Raw genomic sequence first — 21120 nt, 5'->3', positions numbered from 1 at the left:
AATCGACGGCTGTGTTATTGCCGCCAATATAGACGTTGTTTACGGTTAAACCAAGCGAATCTCGCCGCGGCGCCAGGTCTATCAGGTCAATTGAGGATAATCCGGCACTCGTTCTAACTTCTTTCCCTGCAATAAATAAACCGCACCGAATGCCGATATTCTCATAGATGTCCGGCAGGGAACGATGAAGCTTTTTCTTGACCGCAACAAGACCCTCTTGCCGCGGATAGATGTTATCTATCTGCTTACCAGGCTGATGACCCTTCTCGGTGTCACCTGGTTTTTGGTCGTGGGGGATTACCGTGAAGAAGATGCCACCTTCCTCTATATCCTCGGCGGCACCTTCGCAGCGCATCTTCTGGTCTTCTTCGTGGCGATCAAAGGGAAATTCGATGTCAAGCTGGCATATCTGGCAACTATCGTCTATGACCTCATCTTCGTGCCGGCGTTCGTTCTGCTGACCGGCGGCGTCAACTCGTCGTTTTATTTGCTCTTCTATCTGACGGTCGCGGTGGCGGCTTATATGCTCAGTGTCTGGCTGGCCTCGGCGGTGGTCGTGGCGACCACCGCGCTGTATGTTGTTGTCGTGATGTCCGAGATCGACGTAAACAATCTGTTCGATTTCTCCATGCGGCTTGGATTCATGTGGGTGTTCTATCTGGCACTGTCGTATGCTTCTGAGTTCCTGCGCAAATCAGAGACCCGGCTCATGAAGCTGTTCGACACGCTGAACCTTCGAACCTCCGAACTTGAGAAATCGCAGGCACAGCTTGAGGTCATCTATGAAAACAGCCGAATTCTGGCCGCCATCCTCGATACCGACGGCGTCGTGCACGAGGTCATGCGGATCATGGGTTCGACCCTCCAATACAGCCATTACGCGCTCGTGTTCACCGATAAGTGGGGGCATTTCTATTACCGGGCCCGGGCGCATGACCGGAACCACAATTTTCACCTGAAAGCGATCGACGACAAGGACACCGAGCTCTTGCGCCGGGTGTCGCAGCAGCATGAAGCGATCCGTATCAAAAACGTGCGGGATCGCCAGGATCACCGGCCAATCCACGAGGGAGCCCACTCCGTGATGATCGTGCCGATGACCACGCACGGGCATACCAACGGTATTCTGATCGCGGAAGCCGACCAGACGGATCATTTCAAGGAACGGGATGTCCAGATGTTGTCGATCGTGGCGCGATCGGCGGCGCTGGCGCTCGAGAACGCCGAGCTTCACAAGCGCACCGAAGAGCTGACCATGATCGATGAATTGACGGAGACGTTTAATTATCGCTATTTCATCCAGAAACTCCAGGAGGAGAAGAAACGTGCCCTTCGGTACAACCTGCCTTTGTCGATCATCATGGTCGATATCGACTGGTTCAAGAAGCTGAACGATTCGTACGGGCACGAGGTCGGCAATCTGGTGTTGAAGGAGTTGTCGCGGGTAATCAAGAAGTGCATCCGCGACGTTGATATTTTCGCGCGGTATGGCGGTGAAGAGTTCGTCGTCATTCTGCCGCAGACGCCGGAAGGGGAGGCCGCCAATATCGGCGAGCGGATACGCGAGCAGATCGAGAAGACGGTGATCGACACCGGAGCGGCCGGCAAGGTCAAAGTGACCGTGTCGGTGGGTGTGAGCGCGTTCCCCGAGAATGGACGCTCGCACGAGGAACTCGTCTCGGTGGCCGACCAGGCCCTCTACCGTGCCAAGGGATCAGGCAAGAACGCCGTGTGTACAATTTAGACGGCGCCGAAAAAAGGGCGGCAGAAACGGACGCGGGCATATGACAGTTGACAAACTCAGAAAGCAGATCGGGCAGCTCTTTGTGATGGGGTTTCCGGGCGAGCGCCCGCCATCCCCGTTCCTCAGCTTCATTGCCGAAGAGCGGATCGGCGGCGTAATTCTGTTTGCCGATAACTGTGCCACGCATCAACTCGCCCGCCAGAACATTGAGACCATCAAGTCATGCTATAACAATTACCTGCCGTTCATCGCCATCGATCAGGAAGGGGGGCGGGTGTGCCGCCTCAGGCAGGCGCCGGTGGAGTACCGTGCGGCATCAGCGTATGCCATCGAAGGTATAGAGCGATTCGAGGAAGAATATTCCCGCGCCGCCGTCTATATGGAAGCGCTGGGTATCAACCTAAACCTGGCGCCGGTAGCCGACCTGTACCTGGATTCAAAGAATGCCTGTTTGCGCGACCGGTGTTTCGGCTCGAGCGCCGAACAGGTCAGTCCGTTTGTACGGGCCTCGGTGCGTATCTCGCAGGAGCGGGGTCTCTTGTCTTGTTTGAAACATTTCCCCGGGCTCGGCGCCGCCAGGAACGATCCGCACCTTCAAACAAGTGTTGCGGACTATGATGAATTCGTCTGGGAACAGCGGGAAAAACGGCCATTTGTGGCCGGGGTGGAGGCCGGCGCCGATCTGATCATGACCACGCATCTGCTTCTGCCTGCCCTCGATGACAGGATCGTGACCGGATCGGCGAAGATCATCAATCGCCTCTTGCGCGATGGACTGGGATTTGACGGTCCCGTCATCACGGATGACCTGACCATGAAAGGGGCGGCGGCATTGGGTGATATCGGCGAGCGGACACTGGCGGCGTTCACTGCCGGGCATGACCTGCTGTTGTTCGGCCAAGACTATGAAGCCGCGTTTCAGGCCTATGACTTCTTCACTGATGCCTTGCGGCGCGGCGAGATTGATACGACATTAGTGACCATGTCGCTCGACCGGATCGCCGGACTCAAATTCAAGCTTGGACGGTCGGTGCTGCGCTGACATGACACTGACGGCATTGTCGCGTCGCTACCGCCTGACCGTTCTGGGCATGAACTCCGGTACCTCGGCCGATGGTGTTGACCTGTCGGTGTTACGGTTCACTACCAATCCGAGCGGACCTGCAATCCGGTTTGTTGCCGGTCACATGGTGCGTTATCCAAAGGCACTTCGAACGGCCGTGCTGAGTGCGGCGTCGATGGCAAGCGCCGACATTGGTTCCATTCTCCATCTGGACAACGCTCTGGGTCAGTTCTATGGCCGGACCGCAGAAGCGTTGATGTTGAAACTCAGGCGACAGGGAATTGCGATCGATGCCGTGGCGTCACACGGACAGACCGTGAGACATCTTCCGCGGAAAATCTCTTTCGCCGGTTATCGAGTAAACGGAACGATGCAGCTTGGTTCTCTTGACTGCATTGCTGTGGCGACCGGCCTCCCGGTGGTGGGAGATTTCCGCCAAGCCGATATAGCGCTGGGACATGAAGGGGCGCCGATTACGGTGGCGGCGATGGCAAAGCTGTTCGGTCATCCGCAAGAATCGCGCGTGATTGTCAATATTGGCGGCATGGCCAATTTCTTCTATTTCCCGTCCGACCGTTCCGGACTTGACGTCCAGGCGGCAGACACCGGGCCCGGCAATGTCCTGTGCGACCTGCTGGCCTCAAGGCTGTTTGGCAAGTCGTATGACAGCCGTGGGCATTTCGCTATGCGCGGAGCCGTATCCGAAAGGCTTCTCTCTATCCTGCTGTCACACGGATTCTTCGGGGGTAGGAGAATGTCAACCGGACGAGAGGAGTTTGGGCCCGCGCTGATCGCCGATATTGTAAAGATCGGTCGCAGGCTTCGTCTTGCCAAGTACGATCTGATGGCCACGGCGGCGGAATTGACCGTGGCGAGGATATATACCCGGCTGAAACCGATTGTTCAAAGGGACCGGCGGGTCGACAAATTGTATTTGACCGGAGGTGGGGTACATAACGCATATTTCAAACGACGGTTGGCCGAACTATTTCCGGGGCTGTCGATTGAATCGATATCCTCGCTCGGCATTGACCCGGGTCTGGTCGAGGCCTCGTCATACGCTGCGATGGGATATGCCTGCCTTCGATCCGAGCCGCTCCAAACGCGTTTTGTGCCCGGCCAAAAGCAAAGGATGCTGCCGGTGCTCGGGAAAATCGTTCAACCGCCGACAAGAATGGCATGAGGACCTTTCTTAGACAAGGAATCGCAGTCGTGACGACCGTTGGCAAATGGTCTCTTCGCCTCGGCATGGCGCTGTTTCTTATGGTGCTCATCTGGAGCTGCGCCTCGGTGCCGGGACTCAAAGACGAGTTGGTCACGCCCGTGATCCGCGTGCCGTTCGTGCGGGTGCTGATCGACCAGAACAACGCCGATGTCACGCTGGGGGGCGAGGGGTCATTCGCTGTCGAGTGTCTGACCGGCGAACAGCAAGCAGTCTATTTCTCCAGCCGATCGGTTCGGGTGGCTGTCGACGGCCGAAAACTTCGTGTCGAGGACAATCGGGGAAATCCGATCCAGGAGGGACTGGACGAGGTCAACCTGATTCCGCGCGGCAACAACTCGCCGCTTCGCATCGATGAAAAACGATACCGCGGCATTCTCAAGGTGCTGCCGTACGGTCAGAATATCCGGGTGATCAATGTCGTCTACATGGAGGATTACCTCAAGGGTGTGGTGCCTCCCGAGATCGGCAAGCGGAATGAAAACGAACTGGAAGCCATCAAGGCGCAGGCGGTAGCGGCCCGGACCTACGCTATCGCTCATTTGCAGCAGTATGTTGGCGAACCATTCGATGTCAAGTCGACGGTCGTCGATCAGCTCTACGAAGGGATGGAGGTTGAGGACAAGCTGGTTAATCGAGGCGTGGAGCAGACGGCCGGCCACGTGGCAATGTATCAGGGAGATTTCATAAGCGCCTACTACCACTCCACCTGCGGCGGGATGACCGATGACATTGCCGAGGTGTGGGACAAAAAAGAGCTGCCCTACCTGCAGCCTGTCGATGACAGCGCCGCCTGTTCCTGGTCGAAATACTACACCTGGCAGGAGGTATTCACCGAGAAGCAGCTGCGGGGGCGGATCGAGCAATATCTGTCCGGCGATCGGGGTCGTGATATCCGCATCGCACCGATCACCGATATTACTGTGCAGTCTCGCACACCCGGCGGCCGCGTCGAGCGGCTGGTGGTGCGGACGGAAACCGATGTCTACCATTTCAACAAGGACCGCATACGGTGGGTGATCGGCCGAACGTCAAACCCGGATCTCATCCTCCCTTCGGATCGATTCGATGCGCTGACGGAGCACGATGCCGCGGGAAGACTGAACGAGGTGACCATCAAAGGGCGCGGCTACGGTCACGGGGTCGGGATGTGTCAATGCGGCGCGATCGGCTGGTCGCGCACCGGCTGGACATACGACCAGATTCTGAAGCACTACTACGCCGGGATCGATCTCAAGAAGCTCTACTGAGCGCCGAGTTTTTCTTGATTTCACTATTTCATCTATCGATGTTGTCGTCATGCGCAGTCTGATTGTGCTTGTCAGTTTGGTTGTCTGTTTCGGACTGGACTCTTCCGGCGCAGAGTTTTCGCTGGGCGCATACGGCGGAGCCGATATGTTGACTGGCGGCTCGGTTCTTGATTTCAAGATTGGTGCGACGTATGGTGCGAGCATCAAATATCATCTCGACCGCAGTTGGCGCTTGACACTCGATGCTTCCCGCGTTACACTATCGAATACAACAGGGGGGGATTCGACGAGCGCGATCGGCTCTTTGAAAAGTAATGCGGCAGTCGACTTCACCGCCTGGCGGGTGGCGGGTTCGTTGCAGCGACTGCTCTTATCACCGCAGAGTCGATTCAACATTGCGCTTGGCGCCGGCGGCGGCATGACGCTGTGGAAGATAATTGACCCGGCGGGGGACACGACGTTCCAGACGGTCGACGAGCATCAGGGAAAGCTCGCCTTCAAAGCTTCGGAACTGTTTGTCGGCGCCTCTGCCGGGTTTCTCTTTGCCCTCTCGTCCCGCGCATTCATCGAGAGTCGACTGCGCGCCGATTACTTCACTGGCGCGGGAGCCAATTTTGCCTCTGAGATCGATGCTGCCCGCGATCGCTGGCTCATTGGCGGTACCCTGTCGATTAACCTGCGGTTCGGACGGAGCCAGCATGCCGACGACTGGCGCTTGCCGCAGGCGAACCAGGAGAACCAGAGAACGTCGGACATACGACGGGCGCAGCGTGCGGTCGGCGATGCCGACGGGGATGGTGTCCGTGACGAAGACGATACCTGCCTGGCTACGCCGCGCGGCGTGATTGTCGACAACCACGGTTGTCCGGTCGACAACGACCGGGACGGCGTGCCCGATGGTCTCGATGATTGTCCTGGCACCTCAAGTGAAGCGCGCGGGCGCGTCGACATTCATGGCTGCCCGGTGGATTCCGATTTCGACGGCGTGCCCGATTTTCGCGATCAGTGTCCGGGTAATCTGATCGGTGCAGTCATCGATTCCACCGGATGCCCCGTCGATTCGGACAAGGATGGGGTGCCTGATGGACTCGATGATTGTCCCAATACGCTGTTTGGTGTCAAAGTCGATCGATACGGATGTGTCGATCTGGCCATCTTCGCCAAGCCGATGATCCTCCATATCGATTACATGTCCGGTTCGTTTGAGGTCGATGCCAAAGCGAAAAGCGAACTTCAGAAACTGGCGGCGCTGTTGTCGGTGGTGCCGGATATTCGGCTTGAAATCAGTGCCTACACCGATGATATTGGCACCGATGCGGCCAATTTGCGGCTATCCGAGAAGCGAGCCAACCGCGTGCGTGACTACCTTGTAGCGTATGGGGTGCCTGACGAACGAATGAAGCCGTTCGGTCGCGGCGAGACCAATCCCCTGGCATCGAATAGCACGGCCGAGGGAAGAGCCAGGAATCGTCGGATCGAGATACAGTTTTTCAAATGAGACCACCCTGGCGCGGGTTGTGTGGGTCACCAAAATATGTTTGGCTACAACAGCGATGAACTGGACCGCCGGGTCACCAACAAGTACGCGGTGGTCATCCTGCTCCCCGAGGGGCTCGACGAGGTCATCGCGCCGCTCCGCCGCCAGTACGACCCGGATCATTCGGTCATCGCCGCACATGTGACGGTCGTTTTTCCGTTTCAGTGCACCAGGTCGCTTGACGATATTTCGCGCGTTATCAAGCCCGTAACCGACCGGATCGGCCCGTTTCCGCTCGAGCTGTCATCGATCGGTGATTTCTATCCGGGGTTTCCCTTGATATACTGGCAGGTCAATCGGCACCCCAATCTGGATGAACTGTACAAGTCGCTGTACACTGGTCTGGACCTGGCGCTTCCCCACAAGCAGTTTGTCCCGCACGTGACTGTCGCCCGTGAGATCTCGCCCCACCGCGTGGTGATGGTCAAAGAGCGCATCGTCCCGTACCTCCCTGAGGAGAGTTTCAGGGTGACCACCTTGAATCTGGTCTCTCCGGTCGCCGACCGCCAGTGGGTTTCCGTGCGCAGCTTCCCTTTAGGGGTCGCCGTCTGATGCACGAGCATTGACATACCAGCTCGTATGTATTTCGTGCAACCGACGCACTCTCCCGGATTTGCGGATAAAATGCCCCGGTTCGCAGGCACCGATTCACGGGGAAAATGGGCCAGCAATCCTGTTGCACGTACCGTCAGAGCACGTATATTCCCCCCAGCAAAATACCGGACCGTAGAGAGTAGAGGCCAGTGAACGAGATACTGAGAAAACGGACATTATATCGCCACCCGCTGGCGGCATTGGGTGGAGCCCTCGTCATGGCCGGCGGGTTCCTGTTCCTGATTCTTCTCCTTATCGACCTGGCGGCCCCGGCCGAGAATCCGTACACCTCGCTGGTGACATTTGTTATCTCGCCGGCTGTTGTGACGATTGGCGTGGTACTATTCCTGATCGCGGTCGTGGTCCAGGTCCGTCAGGCGCACCGGCGCGGCGAGAGGGTTCGGTTCAATCTCTATATCGATCCCTCGGACCCCAGCTACATGCGCAACCTGTGGCTGTTTCTGGGGCTGACAGCCGTGCTGGTGCTTCTGGTTGCCTACAGTGGCTATCGCGCGTATGAGGCCACCGATTCGGTGGCGTTCTGCGGCAAGACCTGTCACACCGTGATGGAGCCGCAATATGTCACCTACCAGAATTCACCGCATGCCCGAATTCCCTGCGTCGATTGTCATATCGGACCCGGAGCATCGTTCTATGTAAAATCCAAACTGGATGGTACCCGTCAGCTCTGGCGCACCGCGCTTGATACCTACGAACGGCCGATACAGACACCGGTAAGCAACCTTCGCCCGGCGCAACAGACCTGTGAGGGGTGTCACTGGCCACGGCAGTTTTACGGCGAGAAGCTGGTCACCAAGACCTATTACCGCACCGATGAAGCCAACTCGCCATGGACGATCAATCTGCTGGTGAAGATCGGCGGCGGCAATCCGCGCACCGGCAGGTTGGAAGGAATACACTGGCACATGCTGGCGGAAAACAAAGTTGAATACATTGCCACCGACGCCAAACGACAAAACATCCCATGGGTGCGCATCACCAAACGGGACGGCACGGTATCCGTGTTCACGGACCCGGATGCATCCATACCGGATACAGCCGATCCGACCGTCGAAATCCGCAAGTTCGATTGCATGGACTGCCACAACCGGCCCAGCCACAAGTTTCTGGCTCCGGCGACGGCACTGAATCTGGCATTATCCACGCGACAGATATCGCCGACGCTGCCGTCGGTGCGGCAGGTGGGGCTCGATCTGCTGAACGCGCAGTACAGCACGCGGGAAGATGCGCAGACGAAAATCGGCAGCGGGCTGAAGGATTATTATCAGGAGAACAGTCCCGATGTGGCTCAAGCACAGGCTGCAAACATCGAGCAGGCCACGAGAACCCTTCAGACTATCTATGCCGAGAACTTCTTCCCGGAAATGAAAACGGATTATCGGGCGCGGGAGAACAACCTGAGCCACTTTGTCAACGACGGCTGCTTCCGTTGCCACGACAACAAGAAAGTGAACGACAAGGGGGAAACGATCAAGAACGACTGCCGGACTTGCCACTTGATCGTGGCGCAGGGGCCGTCGGAGAACGTGCACGATCTGGCGCAAGATATTGCCGGGCTTGATTTCCAGCATCCGGAGGATATCGACGATGCCTGGAAAGAGGCCAAGTGCACCGACTGCCACACGCCGGAGTCGGGGTATTGAGATAGAGTTTATTTGCCGTGGAATCTGTAACATAGCCCGCCGCAAGGCGGGCTTGTTGTTTATGGGGACTGCAAACTGACAGAATCTGTCAGCGAATGCAAATGGATGTATTTCACCAATGTATTGTGACGCAGTAAGATTGCCGTTTGTGAGGTGCCACGCACTGACAGATTCTGTCAGTTTGTGGCAGGTTCTGTCAGTTTCAGAAAACACCTTGGTCGCCGTTGCATGGACAAAAAAATCTTGATTTTCCTCTTGACACGCGGGGGTATTCGTTATATTTGAAACAAGACGAGGGGAACACCTCGGGAGGCTTAATGGACATGAGAACGAAGACACTGCAACGTGTCTGTTTGTTGCTGTGCGGCGTGGTTGTGCTACTACCGGTAAGTTGCGACGACAACCCGGTCGGGCCAAGACCCGGTGCGAAGAATTACTATTTTTACTCCAACGACATGAGTGGGCCAATCCTGCTTCGATTTGCGCCCGCTACAGGGGTGCTGGACACAGTCAATGACACGTTGCACGTAGGAATACAGAATGTATCAGCCGACGGCAGATACCTTTATGTCACATCTGGCGGCTATATGTCCGTGTACAAGATCGAAACTGATGAGTACATCCGTACTTTGCCATATCCTACTTGGACCACGGCTGTCTCACCGGATGGAAAATATGTCGCCCTGTTCGGCGAGCAGCGCCTTGGGGTGCGCTTGTATCAGATTCCTGAATACTCACAAATCTACTCGGACGATTCAGCGTATGCTGTCAATGGGGTTTTCTCGAGGAATAGTCAGACGCTCTATTACATAGACGGTAGTACGCCTGAAAGGGAAGTAGCGAAGCTCGACCTCTGCGGTGGTTTCCGGTTGTCCCGCAAGAGCGTTCAAGTTATGCCGGGTGGCATCATCCAGGCAGTTCCGTCGATAGATGAGAAACTGTGGTTCTTGTACTCCCGCTGGGATGCCTTTGGGTGCTCTTTTGGCGTCTACGACGTGGCCGGCGATTCGCTGATCTACCGGACAGATTTCTCTCCGGGAGGTGGCTGGATTGTGGTTTCACCCGACGGCAGCAATGTGTTCTTCACTAATCCGGGGACGATGCTGATCGGCCCGCCTGCCCCTTCGGCTTTCTATGTTTATGACATCCCCACAAATACGGTAAAGGAGGTGAGTACGCGAGGTCTGGCCGACGACTCTGTGCTGGGAGACTACTTACCCGTTGGTCCGATCGCCATATCGCCCGACGGCAAGTCGCTGGTGGGCGCGCGCGCGGTGAACGGCATGGATGTGGTCGTTTTCGATGTTCCAGGTCAGACCATAACCAATTACTACTATTTTGATCAGAAGGCATGGTTTGGTAACATCAAATGTCAGACTGGGAGATGAATCTCAGACTGAGGAGGGATTATGCGATTTCTCAAATGGATAAGCTTGGCATGCTCGGTCATTATGGCCACCTTCGTGTTTGCCAAAGCCGAGTCATACTACGGAAGCGTCGGGCCGGTAGCGCTTCGCGTAGACAGCTTCGTGATTGCCATCAAGTTCGACACAACGATTCCGCTGCAGCAGGTTTTCGACATGCACTCCCGGCTTCGCTACGTGACGCCGGACAGCAACATGATCAACGGCTTTTTTGCCGTGGTAATTGGAGCAGGAGGTGACCTCTATGCCTTTCTGGATACGCTCAACAATTCCATCGGTATTGAGGCAGCCGAGCCGTATTATTACCTGTCAGACACTGTGCCTGCTCCAGTTGGAAGTGAACTGGTGGCCGGTTTTGAGGACTGGATGGATTCATCAGCGGTCGCTGCTACTGCTGCGAATTATGGTGCCGCTATTGCTCGAAAGTTAGAGTACTTGCCGGACTGCTACGTGCTGGGAAACGCCGACCCCGGCAGCAAACGCCTGCTGACTGTGGCCAACGATCTCCACGACGCGGCAGGAGTGCGTTTTTCGCACCCGATTTTTGGGATTCGCCCGGTGCGATTCACCTACAAACTGTATGACCGTTACAACGGGAGCCAGTTTCACCTGAAACGGGTCATCGGAGCTTTCAATTCAGCTTCTGTCTGGGACATACACGGTGCCATCGATACTATCGTAGTTGCAGTGGTCGATGACGGCGTTACCACGCACGAGGATTTGCCGCAATCTCGTGTTCTTCCTGGCCGAGATTTCTCTGGTATTGCAGGCACTCCATACGATGACAATCCGGCTCCGGGCAATCTGGAGGCACATGGTATGGGCTGCGCAGGTATCATTGGCGCCTCTCACACCACGGACAGCCTCTCGGGCGTGAACACGGGCAGCGGGGTCATCTCGATGTCCCCCGCAGTCGAGATCCTGCCTGTCAAGATATTCGATGACAATGGCATTGGAACATCAGACGTCACCCGGGTAGCAGACGCAATATCCTATGCCTACCAGAGCGGTGCGGATGTGCTTTCGAATAGCTGGGGATACGGATTTACCGGAGACGGATTCCCAGTGCTCAACGATGCCTTGGAGAGGGCTTCGCTGTTTGGGAGAGGCGGTAAGGGGTGCCCTGTGATATTTGCGGCTGGTAACGCCGGTACCAGTTACGTGCTATATCCTTCAAACAAACCGTTCTGTTTCGCCGTTGGCGCGCTGCAACTGAATGACGTCCGTTGGAGCTACAGTTGCTATGGTGGTGACCTGGACGTGGTCGCGCCGAGCGGTAACTTCTGTCTGCAGGGGGACGTCTGGACGTTAGATCAGATGGGTACGGCAGGATTCAACCCGAATGTCACGTCAGTTTGTGGCTACTCGGTCACCTGGAACTGCAGCAGCCCGAATGACGTCGACTACGATTGCAAGTTTGGTGGTACTTCGGCCACCGGTCCTCTTGTAGCAGGAGCGGCAGCCCTGGTGCTGGCCAAGGATCCGGGCCTTTCTTCGAACTCTGTCTACTACATATTAAAACAGTCGGCGGATACGACGCTTGATTGGGGGACTAACTCCCGCTTCACTACCCAATATGGCTATGGCAGGGTCGATGCCTTCGGGGCGGTACTGTCACTGTCGCACGGTGATGCCAGTAACGATGGTCTGCTCGACATTAGCGATCTTTCAGTGATCGTTGATTACCTTTTTTTCGGTGGGCAGATATTCCCTTCAGCAGCGCTCGCGGACTGTGACTGCGATGGTACTGTTGATAACAGCGACCTCCAGTATTTTATAGACTGGTTTGCCTTCGGTGGCCCACTGCCAGTAAAGCCCTGCTTCAAGCTCTGAATTGAGTAATTGGGCTACTATATAGAAGGTCGGTGGACACGAGGCTGCCGACCTTATTCGTTTCTGGTCATCCTCCACCAGAATCAGCCTCATATCAGTTTGACTGTGTTAGAATGCTGGAGTATAATGCTAGCCTGAGCTAATCGACATACCCATGGACAAGATATCACAACATTCCTGTCTTTTTGCCACCGACCTACACGGCAGCGAAGAGCGGTATCGCAAGCTGTTTCATCGAATCAAGGCGGAGACACCAGTGGCCGTGTTTCTGGGCGGTGACCTGTTGCCGTCCGGACTGTGGCAGTTCTCGTCACCCGATTCACCGCACGAGGATTTTATCGCCGACTTTCTTGCGCCAAGTTTCGCTGAGCTGAAACGGTCTATGGGGCCGAACTACCCTCGCGTGTTCGCCATTCTCGGCAACGATGACAGCCGGGGTGAAGAAGAAGGTATGATCGCGGGAGAGAAGGCGGGGCTGTGGGAATACATCCACAACAAGAAGATAACATTGGGCAAGCACTCCGTCTACGGCTACGCTTGCGTATCTCCGACGCCGTTTCTCATGAAAGACTGGGAGCGGTACGACGTGTCTCGTTATGTTGATCCCGGCTCGATCTCGCCCGAGGAAGGCTATCGCTCATTGCCAGTCGAAGCCCACGAAATTCGATACGGGACTATCGAAAAAGACCTGGCGGCGCTGACAGCCGACGATGATCTGTCGCAAAGCGTGCTTCTACTTCATTCCCCGCCGCACGATACGTGTCTGGACCGCGCCGGTCTTGATGGCATGATGGTTGACTATGTGCCGGTTCCGGTGCATGTGGGGAGCATTGCTATTCGCCGACTCATCGAGAAGCGGCAGCCCCTGATTACACTCCATGGTCACATCCACGAATCGGCCCGTCTGACCGGTCAGTGGCGCCAGCAGATTGGGAGGACCCTGTCGTTTTCCGCCGCTCACGATGGCCCGGAACTGGCGCTGGTTCGGTTTGATCTTGAGAATCCGTCGGCGGCGACGCGAGAACTGCTGTAAGACTACCGGCTCATCTGAAGTGGTCTGGCGGCATCAGTGACGGCGTTGATCTTGGCCGCGTAGCTGGTCTTGCGCGCGATGTCGTCATCCGTGATGATATGAACGTCCAGTAGCCCGCCGCTCTTGTAGCCGGTGCGGCGGTAGTTCATGTCGTCGAGCGCCAGGCTCCACCCCTCAAGCCAGATTTTCAGCATTTCACACTGCAAGTCAGTCCCGCCGACATGAATGAGCAGATCGATATCGCTGCGCGGTCCGGCGGTGGCGTTCTTGGTGCTGCCAAAGATATAAAGCCCCTTCACGCCAAACCGCTGCGGGTCAAGCTGAGAGGCGATATGCTCCGCGGCGCGAAGCCGCCATCGCCAGGCGCTTTCGGTGACCTGTTCTTCCTGCGGACACGGGGCGGCCGATTTGTCGGCATACGACCGCGGCGGCGCCAGCACGGCTATCGCCTGGTCTAAATCGGCATTCATCAATAGTTGCAGCACCTGACCGTTGGCGCTCGATGGTATATCGATAAGCCGCACCGTGTCGGACAGATATTCGTATTCGGGGACAATATCGCGCAAGATGTTCGCGGCACCGGTAAGAAATACTTCGTTGAACATGACACCCGGCTCATCGGGGTACAGCGGCAGATACCGGATGTTGGCCTCAACCAGATCCTGAAAGAAATGCGTGCCGAATGAGAGGTCCGGTGTGTAATTCCCTTTCTTACGTGCGATCTCGACGAGTGAGGCCGTGTTGTTTATGTCCGAATACGTCACGCTGACGCCAAGTTTGATATCGCCGCGGCTCCCCCATCGGCCGGGACCCATCAGAATGAATTGCCGTTTCGGTAGTACCTTGTTCAGCCGCCCGATCACCCGTCCCACTTCCAGCATTGTGGAGCGGTCGGTAAGTTCGTTGTATTTCTGCGGGTCAACGTACACGATGTGGGTGATATCGGGCACCCGGCCATTGGAGACATACCTATTCGCAGAAAAAACCACCCGCTCGGTCGGCAAGTCATGCGGTATGACGGCCCCGCCGGCGATCTCGGATGAGCTCTGCGGTCGGCACTGGAGCAAATAGAAATCCTGGCCGTCACACGCGAATTCGATATCCACCGGAGTACCAATCTTCTCCTCGAGCTCTCTCAGAATTGCCTGAATTTGTTTGACAAAGCTCGTGCGCGTGAGCAGCCCTTCAAATGTCACCAAAGCCTGTTCTGTCGTGAGGTCCGCGCTGGGATCGAAATAGGAATGGAGGTGGTCATCACTGAACAGGGAGACGATCTCGCTTATGTTCGGCATGGCGTTACCATGTTGTCTGATCAGATCATTCATCTCCACCGTTTCAAACCGGTTCGTTCTTAGATTGATAAGATCTGCCTTTTTCGGTGAGTACCGGATTGCCTCGTCGATCGTCACGTTTACGCGCAAGCCGGGCTGGCCGGGGGCGATCAGAACCGGGTAGTCATCACTCAGTCGATCGACCGCGCGAGTGCCGAGCCCCGGAACCAAGCGCAGCAGGCCGTCTTCCCGCTTGATGCGGGGCGACCAGCGAAATTCGTTGTGGCTGAACGCCACTCCGGCGTAGGCGGGCAGGAAGTAGTCGCCAATCCGAGTGCCGACCACTTCCTGAATCATGATCCCCATCTCTTCATAGAAATCCAGCAGGTTTCTTTCGGCGCGGTACTCGATAGGGTCGGGGCCAAAAGTCGAGGCGTACACCTCTGCGATTGCATCCGTGAGCGCTTCCAATCGCACTTTCTTGTCTCCCTGATTGGCCAGGAACAGGCTCTTGTACTTTCCGGAGAATGCGGACCCCATGCGATCCTCCAGCAGGCTGGAACTTCGCACGATCAGCGGGCGGTCGCCGAGATCGTCGAGAGCCACCGACAGCCCTTTGAGGATCTCCGGCGGAAAATGCGAGTTCTTGAACGTCTGTACCACGTGTGGGTACTCCAGCCGCACTTGGTCGATCTCTTTGTACTTCTGCTCAACTATCTCTTCAAGATTGTTGTAGTGCATGAATGACATGAGCGCGTCAGAGGTGATATACCAGGTCTTGGGGGTCTTCACCTTGGCCAGCAGCTCGTTGGTTTTGCCGGCGAGACGGAGAATGCTGGCGGCCAGATACAATCCGGCGCTCTTGCCCCCCAGCTTACCGCTGCTTTCGGCTGTAAAGATGATATTCTGAAGTACCTTGTAGAAATCCTCGATCTCGATGTAGTTCTTTGCCACGTTGACGAACTGCATCTGCTCGGAAAAGAATCGCCGGATCAATGCCGCGTGCACGCCCCGCAGCGTGGGCAGGCCGAACTCCATGACCGAGGGTGCTATGCGATGGTACCGCCGGATGGCATCGGCGATCTCAGTCAGCGGAAGGTTCCGATTGAGCGCCCGGACCAGGAAACTGAGCTTGTCTTCCTGGATGCGGCCCTGGATGAACGCGAGGATCTCGTCGTCGCTCATATGGTCCGACGCTATCTGGAAGGTTTCATCGCTGAGGAAATCGTTGGAGAGGAGCATCGACCGTCGTTGGTGCGGGATATTACTGTCACGCAGCAATTCGTCCTCTTCCTGGCGGGCGTCGGGGCTGTAGTACCGGACCAGTTTCTTGGCCTCTTCGACACCGCTCCAGCAGAGATGGTTGAGCATCTTGTGCGATATGCTCAGGTACAGGTTCTTGTCGGTTTCGCGAAGCAGGTCAAGCACCACCCGCCACTCGCCGCGACGGTCGGCCGGCATGTTGTCTTTGGCCGTCTGCCACTCATGCAGAACGTGCTTCATCTGGCTGTACATGAGGTAATGTCCGAAACGGTCCGCGATCGTGCGGATTAACTTCGCCTCCTCCTTGAGGAACGGGCCGTCATCAGCTACCGGCCGTTCATGAGTGTAATAAACACAAATGCGCCCCACCGGTTTCTCCCCGACGGTTATGGGAGCGCTGAGGCGCCAGGGGGAGTCGACAAAGCCGGGGGACTGATAGGTCTTGTCGTTCAGCGTGATGGTGGCGTCGCACACTTCCGGGTACTGCCAGCCGGGCGGAATCGCCTTGATGACTGCCTCGCAGACGTGGGCGATATCCGTATCATGGCGGCTCAGGATCTCTTCGATCGTGTACAGGCAGTTGAGCTCTTTCTGGCGTTCCTTGAGAAACCAGATAAGATTGTCGAGATTGTCGTGCGGATTGTTCATGCGATGATCACCCCCCTGCCGGTGCGGCCATCGACCTTAACGCCCAGCGGCTTCTCGAGCGCGACGTGGCGTACATGGGCGGCTTGGGACATCGTCCTCTGGGCCGCCAGCCAGTCCCACCTGATGGTATGTTTGCCGAGATGGTGCACGCAGAAATATAGGACCTGAAAGCTGGAAATGTTGTGGAAAAAATGGGATCCCTGGCTCAGATCGACATTCATGTTCGGCAGAGTGGCCTCGACTATCACCCGGGCGCCGGAAATCTGACCCCAGTTGACCGGTATCCCCAGCCACGGATCGGAGCTCCCCCAGCGGCCGAATCCAACCAGCAGATACGGACGGCCTGCATCCAGCAGCGAACGATTCATCTGCTCGAGTTCGAGCGCGATCTCCCGCGTATTGGCGGCATTGAACGTCTCCGGCACGACGTACACGATATCGCGTATCGTATCGAGCGCGCCGTTCCCCATCACGCGGTCTGAAGCGATCACGGCATCTGGTCTGCCCAGTTCGCTTTCATCCACGTCAACTACGGCGTCGGAGACTACCATCGGACGCACCTGCAAGAAACCGAACCGGGCTCGCGACGGATTCACCGGATCGATTGTGACCGCAAATTCAATCTCCACCGCGCTCCGCACTTCCTCTTGACACAATGCCAGCAGTCGTTTGATGAGTTTGTTGAGCGGAATCTGGTCCACCTTGAGAACAGGAGAAAAATCGACCAACCGTGGCCCCGGTGTACCGATGCCAAGTACGATCCGGTCCTCCTGCGGTTTGTAGGTCGATGCGACGAATCTGAGCGTGCCATCCTGTTCCGCCACCGCAAGCATCTCTTTCGTGAGATACTCCGTTTCTCGGATGGGATCATATTCCGGCGGTTTCCCCATGTTCACGGCCCAGAAGTCGTTTTGGGATTGGTCCAGTAATCCGTCGATCGAGCCGTAGACCGGGTTGGCATTCGGATACGTAGGCGAGTAACTATAGGCAACGCCGCCATCGACGATCGTCTTCCCCAACCCAAGTGCCAGGTCCACAACACCCTCCTCCGGGCGTGCTTTGCCGGATGGATAGTAGTTGAACGAACGCCCCACGCCCGCAATGGTCGGATAAAACCGGTCGCCGTACCGTAGCCCCACCGTTTCCTGAATGATGACCGCCATCTTTTCGGATGAGACGTCCTGCGCGGTGGCGCGGACATAGTCGCGGGCGCTCTTGAAGAAAGTCGAGGCATAGACGAACTTGATCGCCTCCGTCAGCCGGTGGAAACGGGAGTCCTCATCGAATTGGTTATTGGGGATCATCTTGGTCGCATAGACACCGGCAAACGGCTCGTACAGTGCATCCTCAAGCAGACTTGATGACCGAATTGCCAATGGCGTGTGCACTTTGGAGATCAAGGCGCGCAGGTCCCCCACCAGTTCGGGCGGCAGACTGGCTTTTTGGAACGCATGGGCGATCTGGTCGTCGCGGAGGTCGGACGACGCAATATCTCGCAGGTTGTTCTCTTCCATGAACGAATCAAACGCACCAGTTGCTACCACTGCGAGCGTGGGTACGGCGACGGTGATTTGGGGGAATTCGTTCGGATCGTATCGACGTGCGAGCAGGTCACGCACAAAGGCGAGCCCCTGGGCCTTGCCGCCGAGTTCACCGGTGCCGATGTAGGTGAACGTCTCCTTGCCGTCGAAGAAGTGACGGTCAAAATGGGTCAGGTTGTCGATGGAGACGTTATAGCCCTTGCCGCGCATGAAGCACCTCTACGGTATGGGTAGCGAAAAGGGGGGAGGAAGTCAATACTGGTGCGAAGGAGCACGTGGCTTGTCCCGCCACAAACCCATTGAAATACCGGACGTTACATGCTATGTTTGCCGCTATGGTTCCGCTTGAAAAACCAAAAATCCGCGTCGTTGTCGCGGACGATCAAGCCCTTTTTCGACAAGGGCTGGTGGCGCTGTTCAAGGCGTCGACCGAGTTCGAAGTGGTCGCTGAGGCGCACAATGGACAAGAGGCTATCGATCAGGTCGCAACCCATAGCCCTGATGTGCTCCTCTTGGATATTCAAATGCCGGTAATCGATGGTATCCTCGCCGCGCGCCGGATTCGGGACCTCCAGTTGCGCACGGAAATAGTGTTTCTGTCATCCGCCTACAGCGAGGACCAGGTGCGGGAGGCGTTCGAGGCGGGCGGGCGCGGCTATCTGCTGAAAGGATGCGATTTCGAAGAGCTCTCGTACGCTCTCCGCAAGGCGTCCAACGGTGACTTTTATCTCTCCGGCCCTGCGGGAAGCGATGTAGTCGCGGAGTATGTCAAACCCGCACTCAATGTTTTGAAACCGGGCGGGATAGTGACCAAGCGGGAGCGGGAGCTCGCACGCCTTCTGGCCGATGGTTATTCCACCAAGGAAGCCGCGGACATTCTCAATATCAGCCCCAAAACTGCCGAGACTCACCGTGCCTCGATAATGAAAAAGTTGAACGCGAAAAACGTGACTGATATCGTCAAGTATTGCATCCGGAATCATATTATCGAGCCGTAAGACAATCCCCCTCACCTGTCACTTCGTGAGATCCGGTCACATAGGGATGGGAAAACGATTGGTATTCGGTTCTCGACTTCGCTCGAACCGACAACTATGGATGCTTACTCATCGCATTGTCGCATCGTCGCGTCGAGCGCAGTCGAGACGCGAAAGACACTATGTTTTCGCGTGTTACGTCCGGCTCCCGACAGCGTGTATAAGTCGTACGGCATGGTCGCCTGACGGAACAGTGAACATCGAACTTGCCATGAAATCCCTTCTCCCTTAGGGCGTTGTTGCCCGAAGAGCATGCCACAAGCGCAGCCGAGGGCCGGATGAGTGATTGGTGCAACCATGATGATGCCCGTTTAACGGCTTGCAACTTAGATAGTTACGACCTCCCTCAGGTCTTTTCCCTATGCGATATAGGGGTTCCCCTTATTGCCAAAGATCAGTTCCCTGTCGTTACTGGACCATGGAGTTATGTGTCCACGGCGGTTCCGAAGCTTTTATCGGATGCCGTGTGGCGCCGGATCGTATGGCAACAAAAGACCAACATACAACCAGAGTGAGATTGTTCCTCTAAGGAGTTGCTTCATGTCGGCTGATTACGTGCAGAGCTTTATGGCTCACATCAAAGCCAAGAACCCGGCCGAGCCGGAATTTCACCAGGCAGTCCAGGAAGTGGTCGAGTCGCTCGCCCTCGTGATGGACCGTCACCCCGAATACCGAAAGGCCAAGATTCTCGAGAGAATCGCGGAGCCAGAGCGCGTCATCCTGTTCCGAGTGCCGTGGCAAGACGACCAGGGAGAAATCCATGTCAACCGTGGCTTCCGTATCGAGATGAACAGTGCCATCGGCCCGTACAAGGGGGGGCTGCGGTTCCATCCGTCGGTTAACCTCGGCATTCTGAAATTTCTTGCGTTCGAACAGGTGTTCAAAAACAGCCTTACCACACTTCCGATGGGGGGCGGCAAAGGCGGCTCCGATTTCGACCCCAAAGGGAAGAGTGACAACGAAGTCATGCGGTTCTGCCAGGCGTTCATGAGCGAGCTGAGCCGCCATATTGGTCCAGACACCGACGTCCCGGCGGGCGACATAGGCGTCGGCGGCCGTGAGATCGGGTTCCTGTTTGGGCAGTACAAGAAGCTCCGCAACGAATTCACCGGCGTGCTGACCGGTAAAGGACTCAACTGGGGTGGCTCACTGATTCGTCCCGAGGCCACAGGCTATGGTGCCACCTACTTCGCGGCCGAAATGCTTGGGACTAAGAACCAGTCGCTGCAGGGGAAGACCTGTCTCGTGTCCGGCTCCGGTAACGTGGCCCAGTACACGATCGAAAAAGTCAACCAGCTCGGCGGAAAGTGCGTGACGGTCTCCGATTCCGGCGGGTACATCTACGACCCCGAAGGAATCAACGCCGACAAGCTGGCGTTTGTCATGGAACTGAAGAATGTCAAGCGCGGACGTATCAAAGAATACGCCGATAAATATCGTACCGCCACCTACACGCCGATTGATCCCAAGATGGACTACAATCCTCTTTGGAATCACAAAGCGGACTGCGCTTTCCCCAGCGCCACGCAGAACGAGATTAACGGCAAAGACGCGCAGAACCTGGTGAAAAACGGCGTCTCAGTTGTCTCCGAGGGAGCCAATATGCCGACTACACCGGAAGGTGTGAAAGTGTTTCTCGATCACCGGATTCTGTACGGTCCCGGCAAAGCGGCCAACGCCGGTGGTGTGGCTACTTCCGGTCTGGAAATGTCGCAGAACTCAATGCGGTACGGCTGGACGCGGGAGGAAGTGGACAACCGTCTGCACCTCATCATGAAGTCGATCCATAAGTCCTGCGTTGAGGCCTCCAATCGGTTCGGCACTCCGGGGAACTACGTCAACGGCGCCAATATCGCCGGGTTCCTGAAGGTCGCCGATGCCATGATGGACCAGGGCTTAGTCTGATTCCTTCTGTTGATTCGACATCTCGCGAAAAAAACGGAGTGGGCGACCCGCCCCTCCGTTTTATATTATGGGCACACCATGCGGAGAGTGA

Annotated in this window: 14 protein-coding genes; 12 read left to right on the top strand and 2 right to left on the bottom strand. The window is 56.5% G+C overall.

The annotated features are described in order from the left end of the window. Window positions 1-184: 184 nt before the first annotated feature. The 10 genes from AB1644_05050 (at window position 185) to AB1644_05005 (ending at window position 13364) form a co-directional block, all read left to right on the top strand. Entirely contained in the window at window positions 185-1744 is a 1560-nt protein-coding gene (locus AB1644_05050; GenBank protein MEW6050414.1) for a sensor domain-containing diguanylate cyclase, read from the top strand. A 40-nt stretch (window positions 1745-1784) separates the two neighbouring features. Continuing rightward, entirely contained in the window at window positions 1785-2786 is a 1002-nt protein-coding gene (locus AB1644_05045) for a glycoside hydrolase family 3 N-terminal domain-containing protein (protein ID MEW6050413.1), read from the top strand. A 1-nt stretch (window position 2787) separates the two neighbouring features. After that, window positions 2788-3990 (top strand): anhydro-N-acetylmuramic acid kinase, encoded by a 1203-nt coding sequence (locus tag AB1644_05040; protein MEW6050412.1) that lies wholly within the window; start codon window positions 2788-2790, stop codon window positions 3988-3990. A gap of 29 nt (window positions 3991-4019) precedes the next feature. Beyond that, window positions 4020-5279: a SpoIID/LytB domain-containing protein gene (locus AB1644_05035; GenBank protein MEW6050411.1), complete on the top strand. Its 1260-nt coding sequence runs from the start codon at window positions 4020-4022 to the stop codon at window positions 5277-5279. A gap of 49 nt (window positions 5280-5328) precedes the next feature. Next, window positions 5329-6777: an OmpA family protein gene (locus tag AB1644_05030; protein MEW6050410.1), complete on the top strand. Its 1449-nt coding sequence runs from the start codon at window positions 5329-5331 to the stop codon at window positions 6775-6777. Window positions 6778-6813: 36 nt separating this feature from the next. Further along, the gene (locus AB1644_05025; protein MEW6050409.1) at window positions 6814-7368 is read left to right on the top strand and encodes a 2'-5' RNA ligase family protein; all 555 of its coding nucleotides are present in this window, start codon (window positions 6814-6816) and stop codon (window positions 7366-7368) included. A 191-nt stretch (window positions 7369-7559) separates the two neighbouring features. Next, window positions 7560-9074, top strand: a complete 1515-nt coding sequence (locus AB1644_05020) for a NapC/NirT family cytochrome c (GenBank protein MEW6050408.1) — start codon at window positions 7560-7562, stop codon at window positions 9072-9074. Between the two features lie 323 nt (window positions 9075-9397). Beyond that, entirely contained in the window at window positions 9398-10462 is a 1065-nt protein-coding gene (locus AB1644_05015; GenBank protein ID MEW6050407.1) for a hypothetical protein, read from the top strand. A 21-nt stretch (window positions 10463-10483) separates the two neighbouring features. Then, the gene (locus AB1644_05010) at window positions 10484-12331 is read left to right on the top strand and encodes a S8 family serine peptidase (GenBank protein ID MEW6050406.1); all 1848 of its coding nucleotides are present in this window, start codon (window positions 10484-10486) and stop codon (window positions 12329-12331) included. A gap of 154 nt (window positions 12332-12485) precedes the next feature. Then, window positions 12486-13364 carry a metallophosphoesterase gene (locus AB1644_05005; GenBank protein MEW6050405.1) on the top strand — a complete coding sequence of 293 codons (879 nt, stop codon included), beginning with the start codon at window positions 12486-12488 and terminating at the stop codon, window positions 13362-13364. A 2-nt stretch (window positions 13365-13366) separates the two neighbouring features. Here the strand turns inward: AB1644_05005 and AB1644_05000 are convergent, their stop codons facing one another. Together AB1644_05000 and AB1644_04995 are read right to left on the bottom strand one after the other, a co-directional pair. Further along, window positions 13367-16546 (bottom strand): PEP/pyruvate-binding domain-containing protein, encoded by a 3180-nt coding sequence (locus tag AB1644_05000; GenBank protein MEW6050404.1) that lies wholly within the window; start codon window positions 16544-16546, stop codon window positions 13367-13369. Further along, window positions 16543-18297 carry a PEP/pyruvate-binding domain-containing protein gene (locus AB1644_04995; GenBank protein ID MEW6050403.1) on the bottom strand — a complete coding sequence of 585 codons (1755 nt, stop codon included), beginning with the start codon at window positions 18295-18297 and terminating at the stop codon, window positions 16543-16545. The genes AB1644_05000 and AB1644_04995 overlap by 4 nt, the downstream gene beginning before the upstream one ends. A 113-nt stretch (window positions 18298-18410) precedes the next feature. Between AB1644_04995 and AB1644_04990 the strand changes: the two genes are divergently transcribed. After that, entirely contained in the window at window positions 18411-19085 is a 675-nt protein-coding gene (locus AB1644_04990; GenBank protein ID MEW6050402.1) for a response regulator transcription factor, read from the top strand. Window positions 19086-19664: 579 nt separating this feature from the next. Then, window positions 19665-21029: an NADP-specific glutamate dehydrogenase gene (gene gdhA, locus AB1644_04985; protein ID MEW6050401.1), complete on the top strand. Its 1365-nt coding sequence runs from the start codon at window positions 19665-19667 to the stop codon at window positions 21027-21029. Window positions 21030-21120 lie beyond the last annotated feature (91 nt).

It is taken from the genome of Candidatus Zixiibacteriota bacterium (assembly GCA_040753875.1).
Taxonomy (GTDB): Bacteria; Zixibacteria; MSB-5A5; order GN15; family FEB-12; genus DATKJY01.
This window is presented reverse-complemented; position numbering and strand designations above follow the sequence as displayed.

What these genes read in the sequence shown, in the direction of transcription:
- AB1644_05050 (MEW6050414.1), top strand. Translation starts at nt 185, where the DNA reads ATGAAGCTTTTTCTTGACCGCAACAAGACCCTCTTGCCGCGGATAGAT.
- AB1644_05015 (MEW6050407.1), top strand. Translation starts at nt 9,398, where the DNA reads ATGAGAACGAAGACACTGCAACGTGTCTGTTTGTTGCTGTGCGGCGTG.
- AB1644_04995 (MEW6050403.1), bottom strand. Translation starts at nt 18,297, where the DNA reads ATGCGCGGCAAGGGCTATAACGTCTCCATCGACAACCTGACCCATTTT.
- AB1644_05040 (MEW6050412.1), top strand. Translation starts at nt 2,788, where the DNA reads ATGACACTGACGGCATTGTCGCGTCGCTACCGCCTGACCGTTCTGGGC.
- AB1644_05030 (MEW6050410.1), top strand. Translation starts at nt 5,329, where the DNA reads ATGCGCAGTCTGATTGTGCTTGTCAGTTTGGTTGTCTGTTTCGGACTG.
- AB1644_05045 (MEW6050413.1), top strand. Translation starts at nt 1,785, where the DNA reads ATGACAGTTGACAAACTCAGAAAGCAGATCGGGCAGCTCTTTGTGATG.
- gdhA (MEW6050401.1), top strand. Translation starts at nt 19,665, where the DNA reads ATGTCGGCTGATTACGTGCAGAGCTTTATGGCTCACATCAAAGCCAAG.
- AB1644_04990 (MEW6050402.1), top strand. Translation starts at nt 18,411, where the DNA reads ATGTTTGCCGCTATGGTTCCGCTTGAAAAACCAAAAATCCGCGTCGTT.
- AB1644_05025 (MEW6050409.1), top strand. Translation starts at nt 6,814, where the DNA reads ATGTTTGGCTACAACAGCGATGAACTGGACCGCCGGGTCACCAACAAG.
- AB1644_05010 (MEW6050406.1), top strand. Translation starts at nt 10,484, where the DNA reads ATGCGATTTCTCAAATGGATAAGCTTGGCATGCTCGGTCATTATGGCC.
- AB1644_05005 (MEW6050405.1), top strand. Translation starts at nt 12,486, where the DNA reads ATGGACAAGATATCACAACATTCCTGTCTTTTTGCCACCGACCTACAC.
- AB1644_05000 (MEW6050404.1), bottom strand. Translation starts at nt 16,546, where the DNA reads ATGAACAATCCGCACGACAATCTCGACAATCTTATCTGGTTTCTCAAG.